Origin of the sequence: Thioalkalivibrio sulfidiphilus (genome assembly GCF_000377945.1) — a bacterium.
GTDB lineage: Bacteria > Pseudomonadota > Gammaproteobacteria > Ectothiorhodospirales > Ectothiorhodospiraceae > Thioalkalivibrio_A > Thioalkalivibrio_A sulfidiphilus_A.
Map to the genome: position 1 here is coordinate 1 of NZ_KB898967.1, position 15,832 is coordinate 15,832.

The 15,832-nt window shown below is 63.5% G+C and carries 12 protein-coding genes, 1 tRNA gene and 1 pseudogene; all 14 read right to left on the bottom strand.

Features of this window, described 5'->3' with window-relative positions; translation table 11 throughout:
- Window positions 1-380: GTP-binding protein (locus D580_RS15695; protein WP_018954652.1), on the bottom strand; the 380-nt coding region annotated here is incomplete at its 3' end.
- Between the two features lie 31 nt (window positions 381-411).
- Entirely contained in the window at window positions 412-2,505 is a 2,094-nt protein-coding gene (gene fusA, locus D580_RS0113930) for an elongation factor G (protein WP_018954979.1), read from the bottom strand.
- Window positions 2,506-2,544: 39 nt separating this feature from the next.
- Window positions 2,545-3,012 carry a 30S ribosomal protein S7 gene (gene rpsG, locus D580_RS0113935; protein WP_012638884.1) on the bottom strand — a complete coding sequence of 156 codons (468 nt, stop codon included), beginning with the start codon at window positions 3,010-3,012 and terminating at the stop codon, window positions 2,545-2,547.
- A gap of 25 nt (window positions 3,013-3,037) precedes the next feature.
- Window positions 3,038-3,415, bottom strand: a complete 378-nt coding sequence (gene rpsL / locus D580_RS0113940; protein ID WP_012638885.1) for a 30S ribosomal protein S12 — start codon at window positions 3,413-3,415, stop codon at window positions 3,038-3,040.
- Between the two features lie 124 nt (window positions 3,416-3,539).
- A complete protein-coding gene (gene rpoC / locus D580_RS0113945) occupies window positions 3,540-7,736 on the bottom strand; it encodes a DNA-directed RNA polymerase subunit beta' (RefSeq protein WP_018954980.1) in 4,197 nt (1,398 codons plus the stop codon).
- Window positions 7,737-7,814: 78 nt separating this feature from the next.
- Window positions 7,815-11,891, bottom strand: coding sequence for a DNA-directed RNA polymerase subunit beta (gene rpoB, locus D580_RS0113950; protein WP_018954981.1), 4,077 nt, complete (start codon window positions 11,889-11,891; stop codon window positions 7,815-7,817).
- A 142-nt stretch (window positions 11,892-12,033) separates the two neighbouring features.
- A complete protein-coding gene (rplL, locus tag D580_RS0113955) occupies window positions 12,034-12,411 on the bottom strand; it encodes a 50S ribosomal protein L7/L12 (protein WP_026289998.1) in 378 nt (125 codons plus the stop codon).
- A 48-nt stretch (window positions 12,412-12,459) separates the two neighbouring features.
- On the bottom strand, window positions 12,460-12,984 hold the full coding sequence (gene rplJ / locus D580_RS0113960) for a 50S ribosomal protein L10 (protein WP_026289999.1): 525 nt from the start codon (window positions 12,982-12,984) through the stop codon (window positions 12,460-12,462).
- A 284-nt stretch (window positions 12,985-13,268) separates the two neighbouring features.
- A complete protein-coding gene (rplA, locus tag D580_RS0113965; RefSeq protein WP_018954984.1) occupies window positions 13,269-13,964 on the bottom strand; it encodes a 50S ribosomal protein L1 in 696 nt (231 codons plus the stop codon).
- Between the two features lies 1 nt (window position 13,965).
- Window positions 13,966-14,397, bottom strand: a complete 432-nt coding sequence (gene rplK / locus D580_RS0113970; RefSeq protein ID WP_012638891.1) for a 50S ribosomal protein L11 — start codon at window positions 14,395-14,397, stop codon at window positions 13,966-13,968.
- A gap of 119 nt (window positions 14,398-14,516) precedes the next feature.
- Window positions 14,517-15,050: a transcription termination/antitermination protein NusG gene (gene nusG / locus D580_RS0113975; protein WP_026290000.1), complete on the bottom strand. Its 534-nt coding sequence runs from the start codon at window positions 15,048-15,050 to the stop codon at window positions 14,517-14,519.
- A gap of 9 nt (window positions 15,051-15,059) precedes the next feature.
- Window positions 15,060-15,437 (bottom strand): preprotein translocase subunit SecE, encoded by a 378-nt coding sequence (gene secE / locus D580_RS0113980; protein WP_018954986.1) that lies wholly within the window; start codon window positions 15,435-15,437, stop codon window positions 15,060-15,062.
- A gap of 45 nt (window positions 15,438-15,482) precedes the next feature.
- Window positions 15,483-15,558, bottom strand: a tRNA-Trp gene (locus D580_RS0113985).
- Between the two features lie 118 nt (window positions 15,559-15,676).
- Window positions 15,677-15,832, bottom strand: a pseudogene (locus D580_RS16405) (elongation factor Tu); the annotation flags it as partial.

Below are 15,832 nucleotides of genomic sequence, written 5' to 3' on the forward strand. Positions count from 1 at the left end.
CCCACCTGACGGGCCAGCAGGATGTGCTCGCGGGTCTGGGGCATCGGGCCGTCAGCAGCAGACACCACCAGGATCGCGCCGTCCATCTGCGCCGCACCCGTGATCATGTTCTTCACGTAGTCGGCGTGGCCGGGGCAGTCCACGTGCGCGTAGTGGCGGTTCGCGGATTCGTACTCCACGTGCGCGGTGGCAATCGTGATGCCGCGGGCGCGCTCTTCAGGGGCGTTGTCAATCTGGTCGTAGGCACGGGCCTCACCACCAAACTTCTTCGCCTGACACACCGTCAGCGCCGCCGTCAGCGTCGTCTTGCCATGGTCCACGTGACCAATGGTGCCCACGTTTACATGCGGCTTCTTACGCTCAAATTTTTCCTTGGACACGATGTAACCCCTTCTAAATCAATCTGTTGAATCAGGAAGCCTTCTTGATGGCTTCGACCACGGCGGACGGAGCCTCGGCATACTTGGCGAACTCCATGGAGTAGGTCGCACGACCCTGGCTCATGGAACGCAGCGAGGTGGAGTAGCCGAACATCTCGGACAGCGGCACCTCGGCGCGCAGGATCTTCAGGCCATGGGCGTCATCCATGCCCTGGATCAGACCACGGCGACGGTTCAGGTCGCCCATCACGTCACCCATGTAGTCCTCGGGCGTTTCCACTTCCACCTTCATGATGGGCTCGAGCAGCACGGCGCCGGCCTTCAGGGCACCTTCCTTGAAGGCCATGGAACCGGCGATCTTGAACGCCATTTCCGAGGAGTCCACGTCGTGGTAGGAACCGTCGTACAGGGTGACCTTGACGTCCACCACCGGGAAGCCGGCCAGCACGCCGTTCTTCATCTGCTCCTGGACACCCTTGTCCACGGCCGGGATGTACTCCTTGGGCACCACGCCGCCGACGATGGCGTTCTCGAACTCATAGCCGGTACCGGCCTCCTTGGGCTCGATGCGGATCCAGACGTGACCGAACTGACCGCGACCGCCGGACTGGCGCACGAACTTGCCTTCCTGCTCGACGGTCTTGCGGATGGTCTCGCGGTAGGCCACCTGGGGCTTGCCCACGTTGGCTTCCACCTTGAACTCGCGCTTCATACGGTCGACGATGATCTCCAGGTGCAGCTCGCCCATGCCGGAGATGATGGTCTGGCCGGACTCCTCGTCGGTGTGAACGCGGAACGAGGGGTCTTCCTGGGCCAGCTTGTTCAGGGCCAGGCCCATCTTTTCCTGGTCACCCTTGGTCTTGGGCTCCACGGCCACGGAGATCACGGGATCCGGGAACTCCATGCGCTCCAGGATCACGGGCTTGTCCAGGGAGGACAGGGTGGTACCGGTGGTGACGTCCTTCAGGCCCACGCAGGCACCGATGTCGCCGGCACGCAGTTCCTTGATCTCTTCGCGGTTGTTGGCGTGCATCTGCAGGATTCGGCCAACGCGCTCCTTGTTGCCGTTCTGGGAGTTGTACACGCTGTCGCCGGAGTTCAGCACGCCGGAGTAGACGCGCACGAAGGTCAGAGTACCCACGAACGGGTCGGTGGCAATCTTGAACGCCAGGGCCGCAAAGGGCTCGTCATCGCTGGACTTGCGCTCAATGGGCTGCTCGGTGTTGGCATCCAGACCCTTGATGGCGGGCACGTCCACGGGCGAAGGCAGGTAATCAACCACCGCGTCCAGCATGGCCTGCACGCCCTTGTTCTTGAAGGCCGTGCCGCACAGCATGGGGACGATTTCCAGGGCGATGGTGCGCTGGCGCAGACCCTGCTTGATCTCGACCTCGGAGAGCTCGCCCTCTTCCAGGTACTTGTTCATCAGCTCTTCGCTGGACTCGGCGGCGGCCTCGACCATATTCTCGCGCCACTCCTCGGCCTGGGCCTGGAGCTCGGCCGGGATGTCGGCCAGCTCGAAGGTCACGCCCATGTCGGCCTCGTTCCAGTAGATGGCCTTCATCTTCACCAGGTCGACGACGCCCTTGAAGTTGTCCTCGGCGCCGATGGGGATCTGCACGGGCACGGGATTGGCGTGCAGGCGCTCACGCATCTGCTTGTGAACATTGAAGAAGTTGGCGCCGGAGCGATCCATCTTGTTGACGAAGGCCAGACGCGGTACGCCGTACTTGGTGGCCTGGCGCCACACGGTCTCGGACTGAGGCTGCACACCGCCCACGGCGCAGTACACCATGCAGGCACCGTCAAGCACACGCATGGAACGCTCCACCTCGATGGTGAAGTCCACGTGCCCAGGGGTGTCGATGATGTTGATGCGGTGCTCCGGGAACTGCTTGTCCATGCCGGACCAGAAGCAGGTGGTCGCCGCGGAGGTGATGGTGATACCACGCTCCTGCTCCTGCTCCATCCAGTCCATGGTGGCCGCGCCCTCGTGCACCTCGCCCACCTTGTGGGACACGCCGGTGTAGAACAGGACGCGCTCGGTGGTGGTGGTCTTGCCGGCATCAATGTGCGCACTGATGCCGATGTTGCGATAACGCTCGATGGGGGTTTTGCGTGCCACGGGCAGTTCCTCGGTAACTCTGTGTCTGAAGCGGACCGCTTACCAGCGGTAATGGGAGAAGGCCTTGTTGGCCTCCGCCATGCGATGGGTGTCTTCCCGCTTCTTCACGGCGGAACCCTTACTGTCGGCAGCGTCCATCAGCTCACCGGCCAGCTTCAGGGCCATGGACTTCTCGCCGCGCTTGCGGGCGGCGTCCACGATCCAGCGCATGGCCAGGGCGTTCTGGCGCACCGGACGCACTTCCACGGGCACCTGGTAGGTGGCACCACCCACGCGGCGAGACTTCACCTCCACCCGGGGGCGCACGTTGTCCAGGGCCTGCTCCAGCACCTGGATGCCATCACCCTTCTTGCCCTCGATCTGGGTCAGGGCACCGTAAAGGACCCGTTCGGCCACGGACTTCTTGCCGTCTTTCATGACGGTGTTGATGAACTTGGCGAGCAGATCACTCTTGTACTTCGGATCGGGCAGGATCTGCCGCTTGGGGGCTTCGCTTCTTCTGGACATGGTCTATGTACTCAATATCGGGCCGTTAGGCCTTCTTGGGGCGCTTGGCACCGTACTTGGAGCGGGCCTGCTTGCGGTTCTGCACACCCTGGGTATCCAGGCTGCCGCGCACCGTGTGATAACGCACACCGGGAAGGTCCTTCACGCGACCCCCGCGGATCAGCACCACCGAGTGCTCCTGCAGGTTGTGGCCTTCACCACCGATGTAGCTGCTGACCTCGTAGCCGTTGGTCAGGCGCACACGGGCCACCTTACGAAGTGCCGAGTTGGGCTTTTTCGGGGTCGTGGTGTACACGCGAGTGCACACGCCCCGCCGCTGCGGACAGGCCTGGAGCGCAGGCACAGCGCTCTTTTCCACTTTCCGCTTGCGCGGTTTACGCACCAACTGATTGATTGTCGCCATGAAAGATTTTCTCCTACCCAAAAACAACGACAGACCGAACCATTACCGGTCTGTCGAGGGTGCGAAAGTTTAGGGAACAGGGCCGCCCCCTGTCAAGCAGGAAACGGCCCGCCACCCCCGGGAATCACTCCGCGGGGCTCTGGGTCTCCATACCCGAATCGGTCTCGACAGCCTCCGGGACCTCCGGCACCATCAGGGACAGCCCAGCGTGACGCTTGCGGCGGCGATCCTTGTGGTAAGCCAGACCGGTACCGGCCGGGATCAGCCGGCCCACGATCACGTTCTCCTTCAAGCCCCGCAGGTCGTCACGGGCGCCCCGGGTGGCCGACTCGGTGAGCACCCGGGTGGTCTCCTGGAAGGAGGCCGCCGAGATGAACGACTCGGTCACCAGGGAGGCCTTGGTGATGCCCAGCAGCACCCGCTCGTACTTGGCACGCTCCTTGTCGGGACCCAGGCGCTCGTGCTCTTCCAGGACCCGGGCACGGTCCACCTGCTCCCCGGTGAGGAAGCGGGTGTCGCCGGCATCGGTGATCTCCACCTTGCGCAGCATCTGGCGCACGATCACCTCGATGTGCTTGTCGTTGATCTTCACACCTTGGAGGCGGTAGACGTCCTGAATCTCCTTGACCATGTACTCGGCCAGGGCGGTGACGCCCAGCAGACGCAGGATGTCGTGGGGGTTCGGTTCGCCATCGGCGATCACCTCGCCCCGCTCCACGTGCTCGCCCTCGAAGACGTTCACGTGACGCCACTTCGGAATCAGCTCCTCGTGGGTGTCACCGTTCTCGTCGGTGATGATCAGGCGCTGCTTGCCCTTGGTGTCCTTGCCGAAGCTGACGGTACCGGTGCGCTCCGCGAGGATCGCCGGCTCCTTGGGCTTGCGGGCCTCGAACAGGTCGGCCACGCGAGGCAGACCGCCCGTGATGTCGCGGGTCTTGGAAGACTCCTGCGGGATACGGGCAACCACGTCGCCCACCGCCACGGTGGCGCCGTCCTCAAGGCTCATGATCGCCCCGGTCGGCAGCACGTAGTGGGCCGGGATCTCGGTACCCGCCAGCATCAGGTCCTTGCCCTTCTCGTCCACCAGCTTGACCATGGGACGCAGGTCCTTGCCGGCGGAGCCGCGGGACTTGGGATCCATGACCACGGTGGAGGACAGGCCGGTGATCTCGTCCACCTGCTTATTGACGGTCACACCCTCGATGAAGTCGTGCAGCTGGATGCGACCCGCCACCTCGGTGATGATCGGGTGGGTGTGCGGATCCCAGGTGGCCACTTCCTGGCCGGCCTCGACGGCATCGCCCTCGTTGACCGAGATCACCGCGCCGTAGGGCACCTTGTAACGCTCGCGCTCACGGCCCTGCTCGTCGATGACGCCCAGCTCACCGGAACGGGACACGGCCACCAGGTTGCCCTGCTTGTTGGTCACCGTCTTGATGTTGTGCAGACGGATCGTGCCCTTGGCCTTCACGGAGATGGCGCTGATGGCCACGGAACGGCTGGCGGCACCACCGATGTGGAAGGTACGCATGGTCAGCTGGGTGCCGGGCTCGCCGATGGACTGGGCGGCAATGACGCCCACGGCCTCGCCCTCGTTGACCTGATGGCCACGGGCCAGGTCGCGGCCGTAGCACATGGCGCAGATGCCGTGACGGGTCTGGCAGGAGATGGCGGAACGCACCACCACCTCGTCCACACCGGAGGCCTCCATGAGGTCCACGGCGCCCTCGTCCAGCAGCGTACCGGCGGGCAGCAGGGTGGAACCGTCGGCCATCTCGATGTCCTGGGCCAGCACACGACCCAGCACCCGCTCGCGCAGGGGCTCGACCACGTCGCCGCCCTCGATGATGGGCTTGAGGACGATGCCTTGGTCGGTGCCGCAATCCACCTCGGTGACCACCAGGTCCTGGGCCACGTCCACCAGACGGCGGGTCAGGTAACCGGAGTTGGCGGTCTTGAGCGCGGTATCCGCCAGACCCTTGCGCGCGCCGTGGGTGGAGATGAAGTACTGCAGCACGTTCAGACCCTCACGGAAGTTCGCCGTGATGGGGGTCTCGATGATGGAGCCGTCCGGCTTGGCCATCAGGCCGCGCATGCCCGCCAGCTGGCGGATCTGGGCGGCGGAGCCTCGGGCACCGGAGTCGGCCATCATGAAGATGGAGTTGAAGGACGGCTGCTTGACGGTCTTGCCCTCGGCGTCGGTGACCTCCTCCTTGCCGAGCTTCTCCATCATGGCCTTGGCCACCTGGTCGTTGGTGTGCGACCAGATGTCCACCACCTTGTTGTAGCGCTCGCCCTTGGTGACCAGACCGGAGGCGTACTGATCCTCGATCTCCTTCACCTGGGACTCGGCATGGGCCAGGATCCCGGTCTTCTCGTCGGGGATGACCATGTCGTTGATCCCGAAGGACACGCCGGCACGGGTGGAGTACTTGAAGCCCGTGTACATCAGCTGGTCGGCGAAGATCACCGTCTCCTTCAGACCCACGCGGCGGTAGCAGGCGTTGATCAGCCCTGAGATGGCCTTCTTGTTGAGGTCGCGGTTGACCAGCTCGAAGGGCAGACCCTCGGGCAGGATGCGCGACAGCAGCGCGCGGCCCACGGTGGTCTTGACGCGCTTGAAGCGCGCCTCGAGCTCGCCCTTGTCATTCGGCACCACGTCGCGGATACGCACCTCGACGCGGGCGTGCAGTTCGGCCTGGCCGGTCTCGTAGGCGCGATGCACCTCGTCCACGTCGGCGAACAGCATGCCCTCGCCCTTGGCGTTCACCCGCTCGCGGGACATGTAGTACAGGCCCAGCACGATGTCCTGGGACGGCACGATGATGGGATCACCATGGGCCGGCGACAGGATGTTGTTGGTGGACATCATCAGGGCGCGGGCTTCCAGCTGCGCCTCCAGGGACAGGGGCACGTGCACGGCCATCTGGTCCCCGTCGAAGTCGGCGTTGAACGCGGCACACACCAGCGGGTGCAGCTGAATGGCCTTGCCCTCGATGAGCACCGGCTCGAAGGCCTGGATACCCAGACGATGCAGGGTGGGCGCGCGGTTGAGCATCACGGGATGCTCGCGGATCACCTCTTCCAGGATGTCCCAGACCTCCGGTCCCTCGCGCTCCACCAGCTTCTTGGCCGCCTTGATGGTGGTGGCCAGGCCACGGCGATGCAGCTTGCCGAAGATGAAGGGCTTGAACAGCTCCAGGGCCATCTTCTTGGGCAGGCCGCACTGGTGCAGGCGCAGGGTCGGGCCCACCACGATCACGGAACGACCGGAGTAGTCCACCCGCTTGCCCAGCAGGTTCTGGCGGAAGCGACCCTGCTTGCCCTTGATCATGTCGGCCAGGGACTTCAGCGGTCGCTTGTTGGTGCCGGTGATGGCACGGCCACGGCGGCCGTTGTCCAGCAGCGCGTCCACGGACTCCTGCAGCATGCGCTTTTCGTTGCGCACGATGATGTCCGGGGCGTTGAGCTCCAGCAGGCGCTTCAAGCGGTTGTTGCGGTTGATCACCCGGCGGTACAGGTCGTTCAGGTCCGAGGTGGCGAAACGGCCGCCGTCCAGGGGCACCAGCGGACGCAGGTCCGGGGGCAGCACGGGCAGGACCTTGAGGATCATCCACTCGGGCTTGTTGCCGGAATCCAGGAAGGACTCGATCAGCTTCAGGCGCTTGGCGATGCGCTTGATCTTGGTGTCGGAGTTGGTCTCGTTGACCTCGGCGCGCAGCTTGGCCGCCTCGCTCTGCAGGTCGATGGACTTGAGCAGCTCGTAGACCGCCTCGGCGCCCATGCGGGCGTCGAACTCGTCACCGTGCTCCTCGATGGCCTCCAGGTACTGCTCGTCGGTGAGCAGCTGGCCGCGCTCCAGCGTGGTCAGTCCCGGATCGATGACCACGAAGGCCTCGAAGTACAGCACGCGCTCGATGTCGCGCAGGGTCATGTCCATGAGCAGGCCGATGCGGGACGGCAGGCTCTTCAGGAACCAGATGTGGGCCACGGGGCTGGCCAGTTCGATGTGGCCCATGCGCTCGCGGCGCACCTTGGTCTGGGTCACCTCGACGCCGCACTTCTCGCACACCACGCCGCGGTGCTTGAGGCGCTTGTACTTGCCGCACAGGCACTCGTAGTCCTTGATGGGTCCGAAGATCTTGGCGCAGAACAGGCCATCACGCTCCGGCTTGAAGGTCCGGTAGTTGATGGTTTCGGGCTTTTTTACTTCACCGAAGGACCAGGAACGGATCAGCTCGGGCGAGGACAGGCCGATGCGGATGGCATCGAACTCTTCCACGTGGCCCTGCTGTTTCAACAGATTGAGAAGGTCTTTCATGGTGTCACCTCAATTCGGTAGCTGCGGTACGGTGTTGGAACAGGGCCGGGATCGCCGGCCCGCGTACTGCATCTACAGTTAGTCCTGTTCCAGCTCGATGTTGATGGCCAGCGAACGGATTTCCTTCATGAGCACGTTGAAGGATTCCGGGATGTTCGCCTCCATCCGGTGGTCGCCGTCGACGATGTTCTTGTACATCTTGTTGCGGCCCTGAACGTCGTCGGACTTCACCGTGAGCATCTCCTGCAGGGTGTAGGCGGCGCCATAGGCCTCCAGCGCCCAGACCTCCATCTCGCCGAAGCGCTGACCACCGAACTGCGCCTTGCCGCCCAGCGGCTGCTGGGTGACCAGGCTGTACGGACCGGTGGAGCGGGCATGCATCTTGTCATCCACCAGGTGGTTGAGCTTGAGCATGTGCATGTAGCCCACGGTCACGGGACGGTCGAATGAGTCACCGGTCCGGCCGTCGTACAGGGTGGTCTGGCCGCTCTCGGGCAGATCGGCCAGCTTCAGCATGGCCTTGATCTCCTCTTCCTCGGCACCGTCGAAGACCGGGGTCGCCATGGGCACACCCTTCTTCAGGTTGGCGCACAGCTTGAGGATCTCCTCGTCGGTGAAATCGGACAGATCCACCTTCTTGGCGCTGTGGTTGTAGATCTTGTCGAGGAACTTGCGCAGTTCGTCGATCTTGGCCTTGGCCTCGACCATGCGACCGATTTTCTGGCCCAGACCCTTGGCGGCCCAGCCCAGATGGGTCTCGAGCACCTGACCCACGTTCATACGGGAAGGCACGCCGAGCGGGTTCAGCACGATGTCCACGGGGGTGCCGTCTTCCAGATACGGCATGTCTTCCACGGGCACGATCATGGAGACCACACCCTTGTTACCGTGGCGGCCGGCCATCTTGTCACCGGGCTGCATGCGACGCTTCACGGCCAGGTAGACCTTGACCATCTTCAGCACGCCGGGAGCGAGATCGTCACCCTGGGTGAGCTTTTCCTTCTGTTCCTTGAAGCGGGTCTCGAAGGCCTCGTGCTGTTCCTTGAGGGCGGCGGCCATCTTCTCCAGCTGCTCGTTGACCTCTTCGGTACGCATGCGCACCTCGAACCACTTCTCGCGGGGCACCTCGGACAGGTAGGTCTTGGTGACCTTGGTGCCGTCCTTGAGCTTGTTGGGACCACCGGCGGCCAGCTTGCCCACCAGCAGCTTCTCGACGCGGTCGTAGATGTCATCCTCGTAGATGCGCAGCTGGTCCTTGAGGTCCTTGCGCACGGCGGCCAGCGCCGCCTCCTCGATCTGCAGGGCACGCTTGTCCTTGTCGACACCGTCGCGGGTGAACACGCGCACGTCGATCACGGTGCCTTCCATGCCGGAGGGCACGCGCAGGGAGGTGTCCTTCACGTCGGAGGCCTTCTCACCGAAGATGGCGCGCAGCAGCTTCTCTTCCGGGGTCAGCTGGGTCTCGCCCTTGGGCGTGACCTTGCCCACCAGGATGTCGTTGGGCTTGACCTCGGCACCCACGTACACGATGCCGGACTCATCCAGTTTGGAGAGCAGGCTCTCGGACACGTTGGGGATGTCCGCGCTGATCTCCTCCGGCCCGAGCTTGGTGTCGCGGGCCACGCAGGTCAGCTCCTCGATGTGGATGGAGGTGAAACGATCCTCCTGCACCACGCGCTCGGAGATGAGGATCGAGTCCTCGAAGTTGTAGCCGTTCCAGGGCATGAACGCGACCATCATGTTCTGCCCCAGGGCCAGCTCGCCCAGGTCCGTGGAGGAGCCGTCGGCCAGCACGTCGCCCCGGGCCAGCACGTCACCCACGTTCACCAGCGGACGCTGGTTGATGCAGGTGTTCTGGTTGGAGCGGGTGTACTTGGTCAGGTTGTAGATGTCCACGCCCGGCTCGCCGGCCTCGGTCTCATCGTCATTGACGCGCACCACGATGCGGGCGGCGTCCACGGAGTCCACCACGCCGCCACGGCGGGCGACGATGGAGGAACCGGAGTCGATGGCCACGGTGCGCTCGATGCCGGTACCCACCACGGCGGTCTCGGCACGCAGGCAGGGCACGGCCTGGCGCTGCATGTTGGAGCCCATCAGCGCGCGGTTGGCGTCGTCGTGCTCCAGGAACGGGATCAGCGCGGCGGCCACGGACACGATCTGCTTGGGCGAGATGTCCATGAACTCGATCTTGTCCGGGGTGGACATGGTGAATTCATTGGCGTGGCGGCAGGACACCAGTTCGTCCACCAGGTTGCCCTTGGCATCCAGACTGGCGTTGGCCTGGGCGATCACGTACTGGCCTTCCTCGATGGCGGACAGGTACACGATCTCGTTGGTCACCTTGCCGTTTTCCACCTTGCGGTAGGGGGTCTCCAGGAAGCCGTAATCGTTGGTACGTGCATACACGGCGAGCGAGTTGATCAGACCGATGTTCGGACCTTCAGGGGTCTCGATCGGGCACACGCGACCGTAATGGGTCGGGTGCACGTCGCGCACCTCGAAGCCGGCACGCTCGCGGGTCAGACCGCCGGGGCCCAGGGCCGAGATACGACGCTTGTGGGTCACCTCGGAGAGCGGGTTGTTCTGGTCCATGAACTGGGACAGCTGGCTGGAGCCGAAGAACTCCTTCACCGCCGCCGCCACGGGCTTGGCGTTGATCAGTTCCTGGGGCATGAGGCCTTCGCTCTCGGCGACGCTCAGGCGCTCCTTCACGGCGCGCTCGACGCGCACCAGGCCGACACGGAAGACGTTCTCCGCCATTTCGCCCACGGAACGCACGCGGCGGTTGCCCAGGTGGTCGATGTCATCCACCTGGCCGTTGCCGTTGCGGATGTCGATCAGGGTCTTGAGCACCGCCAGGATGTCGTCCTTGTCCAGCACGCCGGGACCGGTGATCTCCTCGCGGCCCACGCGACGGTTGAACTTCATGCGGCCCACGGCGGAGAGATCGTAGCGCTCCTCGGTGAAGAACAGGTTGTTGAACAGGTTCTCCGCGGCCTCCTTGGTGGGGGGCTCGCCGGGACGCATCATGCGGTAGATCTCGACCTGCGCCTCCAGCTGGGAGCGGCAGGTGTCGATGTTCAGGGTGGTGGAGATGTACGGGCCGTGGTCCAGGTCGTTGGTATACAGGGTCTTGAACGACTTGATGCCGGCGGCGCGCAGCTTCTTCAGCAGTTCATCGGTGATCTCGTCGTTGGCGTTGGCCACCAGTTCACCGCTGTCCTCATCGATGACCGCATGGGCGAGCACCTTGCCCACCAGGTACTCGGCGGGCACTTCCAGGGACTTGATCCCGGCGGCCTCCAGCTCGCGCACGTGACGGGCGGTGATGCGACGCCCGCTCTCCACCAGCACCTTGTTCTTCACCTTGAAGTCGAAGGCAGCCACTTCACCGCGCAGACGCTCGGGGATGAGCTCCATGTCGAAGCCGTCCTTAGTGATGGTGACGGTATTGGTCTCGAAGAAGGTGGCGAGGATCTCCTCGGTCTCCATGCCCAGCGCGCGCAGCAGCACCGTGGCCGGCAGCTTGCGGCGGCGGTCGATGCGCACGAACACGCTGTCCTTGGGATCGAACTCGAAGTCCAGCCAGGAACCGCGGTAGGGGATCACGCGGGCATTGAACAGCAGCTTGCCCGAGCTGTGGGTCTTGCCCTTGTCGTGGTCGAAGAACACACCCGGCGAACGGTGCAGCTGGGAGACGATCACCCGCTCGGTACCGTTGATCACGAAGGTGCCGTTCTCGGTCATGAGCGGCAGTTCGCCCATGTAGACTTCCTGCTCCTTGATGTCCTTGACCACGCGGGAGCCCGCAGGGGCGTCCTTGTCATAGATCACCAGGCGCAGAAGAACGCGCAGGGGGGCGGCATAGGTCATGCCGCGCAGCTGGCACTCCTTGACGTCGAACACCGGCTTGCCGAGGCGGTAGCTCACGTATTCGAGTTCCACGGTGCCCGAGTAACTCACAATGGGGAACACCGTCTTGAACGCCGCGTGCAGGCCCACGTCCTGCCGATTATCCTCGCTGCGGTCGGCCTGCAGGAACTGGCGGTATGAATCCAGCTGCGTGGTCAACAGGTAGGGGACATCGAGGATCTGGGGGCGTTTGCCGAAATCCTTGCGGATGCGTTTCTTTTCGGTGTAGCTGTAGGCCATTGTGATTCCTCACACTAGAATCCGGTGACCAGCCACTCGCAGGAACGAGCGCCGGTGCAAGCAGGAAGAGGCCGGCGGTGTGAACACCGCCAGCCTCCAAACGTCACGCGAAACTGTCGCGAAACAATTACTAACCAATCTATTACTTGAGTTCGACGCTGGCCCCGGCTTCCTCCAGCTCCTTCTTGATCTTCTCGGCTTCCTCCTTGTTGGCGCCTTCCTTCACGGTGGAGGGAGCACCTTCGACCATGTCCTTGGCTTCCTTCAGACCCAGACCGGTGATGGCGCGGATCACCTTGATCACGCCCACCTTGTTGGCGCCGAAGCTGGTCATCACCACGTCGAACTCGTCCTTGACCTCGGCAGCGGCCTCACCACCGGCAGCGGCCACAGGGGCAGCGGCGACGGCAGCAGCGGCGGACACGCCGAACTTCTCTTCCATGGCGGAGATCAGGTCGACGATCTCCAGCACGGTCATGTTGGAAATGGTTTCCAGAATGTCTTCTTTCGAAACAGCCATGATGTTCTCCTAAACGGTGTTACCCGATTCAATAAACTACGGTAGCGATCAGGCGCTAGCCTGTTTCTGGTCGCGAATGGCGGCGACGGTGCGAACCAGCTTGCCCGGGACCTCGTTGAGGGTGCGCGCGAACTTGTCGAGCGGCGCCTTCATCACGGCCATCAGCAAGCTGATCGCCTGGTCACGGGTGGGCATGCTGGCCAGCCGCTCAAGCTCACCGGGGCCGAGCAGCTGTCCACCCACGGACACCAGCTTGACCTCGAGCTTTTTGTGCTCCTTGGCGAAATCCTTGACCAGACGGGCGGCGGCACCGGGATCATCCTGCGAGAAGGCCAGGACCAGGGGTCCCACGAGGCCTTCCTGCATGCAGGCGAAATCGGTACCTTCAACCGCGCGACGGGCCAGAGAGTTCTTGACCACCCGCAGATAGACGTTGGACTCACGCGCCTTGGCACGCAGCTCGGTCATCTCTGTGACGGTCAGACCGCGGTATTCTGCTGCCACCGCGGAATGAGCACTCGCAGCCACCGCAGCCACTTCGGAGACAATTGCTTTCTTGTCTTCGAGATTCAGTGGCACGATACCTACCTCCTGTTTGACGACGGGGCTTTCACACCACCGCCGCTGAGTCATACAACCGGACCTGAATCGGTCCGATCACCTTTACGGCGCCCCTCAGCAGGAAGTCCTGAATCGGGTGACACCGTCTGCGCAGGCTGACAATGCGATTAAGCCTCGGGCCACCTGCTCCCTCGGCACCTGCGGTCTTGGACGGATACCGGGCCGGGGCGAGCCCCGACACCGGCAGTCCTACCCAAATTTTCACGGGCCCCTGGTGGAGCCCGCGCACATCAGGATCAGGCAGACAGGCTGGCCTGATCCACGGCGATGCCCGGCCCCATGGTGGTGGAGACGGTCACCTTCTTCATGTAAACACCCTTGGCGGCGGAAGGCTTGGCCTTCTGCAGGTCAGCCAGCAGGGCATTGAGGTTTTCCTTCAGCGCGTCGGGCTCGAAACCCACCTTGCCGATGGAGCAGTGAATGATGCCGGCCTTGTCGGTGCGGTAGCGCACCTGACCGCCCTTGGCATTCTTCACTGCGGTGGCCACATCGGTGGTCACGGTGCCGACCTTGGGGTTCGGCATCAGGCCGCGGGGGCCGAGGATCTGGCCCAGCTGGCCCACCACGCGCATGGCGTCGGGGGTCGCGATGACCACGTCGAAGTCCATGTTGCCCTTCTTCACCTCGTCAGCCAGGTCGTCCATGCCGACGATATCGGCACCGGCGGCCTTGGCGGCCTCGGCGTTGGCGCCCTGGGTGAACACGGCCACACGCACGGTCTTGCCGGTGCCGTTGGGCAGCACGGTGGAACCGCGCACCACCTGGTCGGACTTACGGGGATCGACGCCCAGGTTCACGCTCACGTCCACGGACTCCGCGAACTTCACCGAGGAGATCTCCTTCAGCAGCGCGAAGGCCTCGTTGGCGGGGTACAGCTTGCCGGGCTGGATCTTCTCGCGGATCGCCCGCATACGCTTGGTCAACTTTGGCATCTCAGACACCCTCCACTTCAAGGCCCATGCTGCGGGCGCTGCCGGCGATGGAGCGCACAGCGGCGTCCAGGTCAGCCGCGGTCAGGTCGGGCATCTTGGTCTTGGCGATCTCTTCCAGCTGCGCACGGGTCACCTTGCCCACCTTGTTGGTGTTGGGGGTCGCGGAGCCGGAAGTGATGCCGGCGGCCTTCTTCAGCAGAATGGAGGCCGGCGGGGTCTTGGTGATGAAGGTGAAGCTGCGATCGGAGTAGACGGTGATCACCACGGGAATCGGCAGACCCGGCTCCAGACCCTGGGTCTGTGCGTTGAAGGCCTTGCAGAACTCCATGATGTTCACACCGCGCTGACCCAGCGCCGGACCGACCGGCGGGCTGGGGTTGGCCTGACCGGCCTTCACCTGCAGCTTGATATAAGCGTCGATTTTCTTAGCCATTACTTACTCCTAAGCGGGTACAAGCGCCGCGAGGCTCCCCGGTAAACCAGTGGCAAGTGGCTAGTGGCTAGTCTCAAGGGGTTTCCTTGCCACTAGCCACTAGCCACTAGCCACTGCACTTATGCCTTCTCCACCTGGTGGAACTCGAGCTCCACCGGCGTGGATCGGCCGAAAATCTGTACCGCCACCAGCAGGCGGTTCTTGTCGTAGTTGACTTCCTCAACCACGCCATTGAAATCGTTGAACGGGCCGTCGATGACCCGGACCACCTCACCCGGCTCGAACAGCACCTTGGGACGGGGCTTCTCGGCGCCTTCCTGCATGCGCTGCAGGATGTTCTGGGCTTCCTTGTCGCTGATGGGCGTGGGCTTGTCGGCGGAGGCGCCGATGAAGCCGAGCACCTTGGGCACGTCCTTCACCAGGTGCCAGGTGTCGTCGTCCAGCTCCATCTGCACCAGCACGTAGCCGGGGAAGAACTTGCGCTCACTCTTGCGCTTCTGGCCGTCGCGCATCTCCACGACTTCCTCGGTGGGCACCAGGATCTCGCCGAACTTGTCCTGCATGCCATAACGCTCAATGCGCTCCTCGAGGGAACGCTTGACATGATTCTCGAAGCCCGAGTAGGCGTGCACGACATACCAACGCAAAGCCATGTGTATTCCTTACCCTCCGGTACCGATGAACATGCGCACACCCCAGGCCAGGAACATGTCCAGCAGCCAGAGGAAGATGCCCACCAGGATCACCACCACGATCACGATCAACGTGGTCTGGGTGGCCTCGGCACGGGTCGGCCACACCATCTTGCGCACCTCGGTGCGCGACTCCTTGAGGAAGCCCGCCAGGGACTGCCCCAGGGCCGTGGTGAACACGATCCCGATCGCCACCAGGGCCACCGCCAGCAGGCCGAGCACGCGGAACAGCAGCGACTCGTCGGCGTACCAGTAGAAGCCGAGCACGCCCACCACCAGCAGACCAACGGCCACTGCCAGCTTGATGGTATCGAACCCGGAACCCTGCGTTTCTTCCGCCTTAGCCATGGATCGTGAAAGGACCTGTTTCGTTGAGCGCACTGCCCGATGAAGTGGCAGGCCAGGAGGGACTCGAACCCCCAACCTGCGGTTTTGGAGACCGCTGCTCTGCCAATTGAGCTACTGGCCTAGAAATGCGCTAGAGACAAGTGAACAGATACAAGAGACAAGAGGTGACGTGTCGCCCACCGTGACCCGTCACCCCACCTCTTGCATCTTGTATCTTGCCTCTTGTCTCTAGCTCTTTACTACTCGATGATCTTGGACACCACGCCGGCGCCCACGGTGCGGCCGCCTTCGCGGATGGCGAAGCGCAGGCCGTCTTCCATGGCGATCGGGTTGATCAGCGACACCGTGATCTTCACGTTGTCACCAGGCATCACCATCTCCACGCCCTCAGGCAG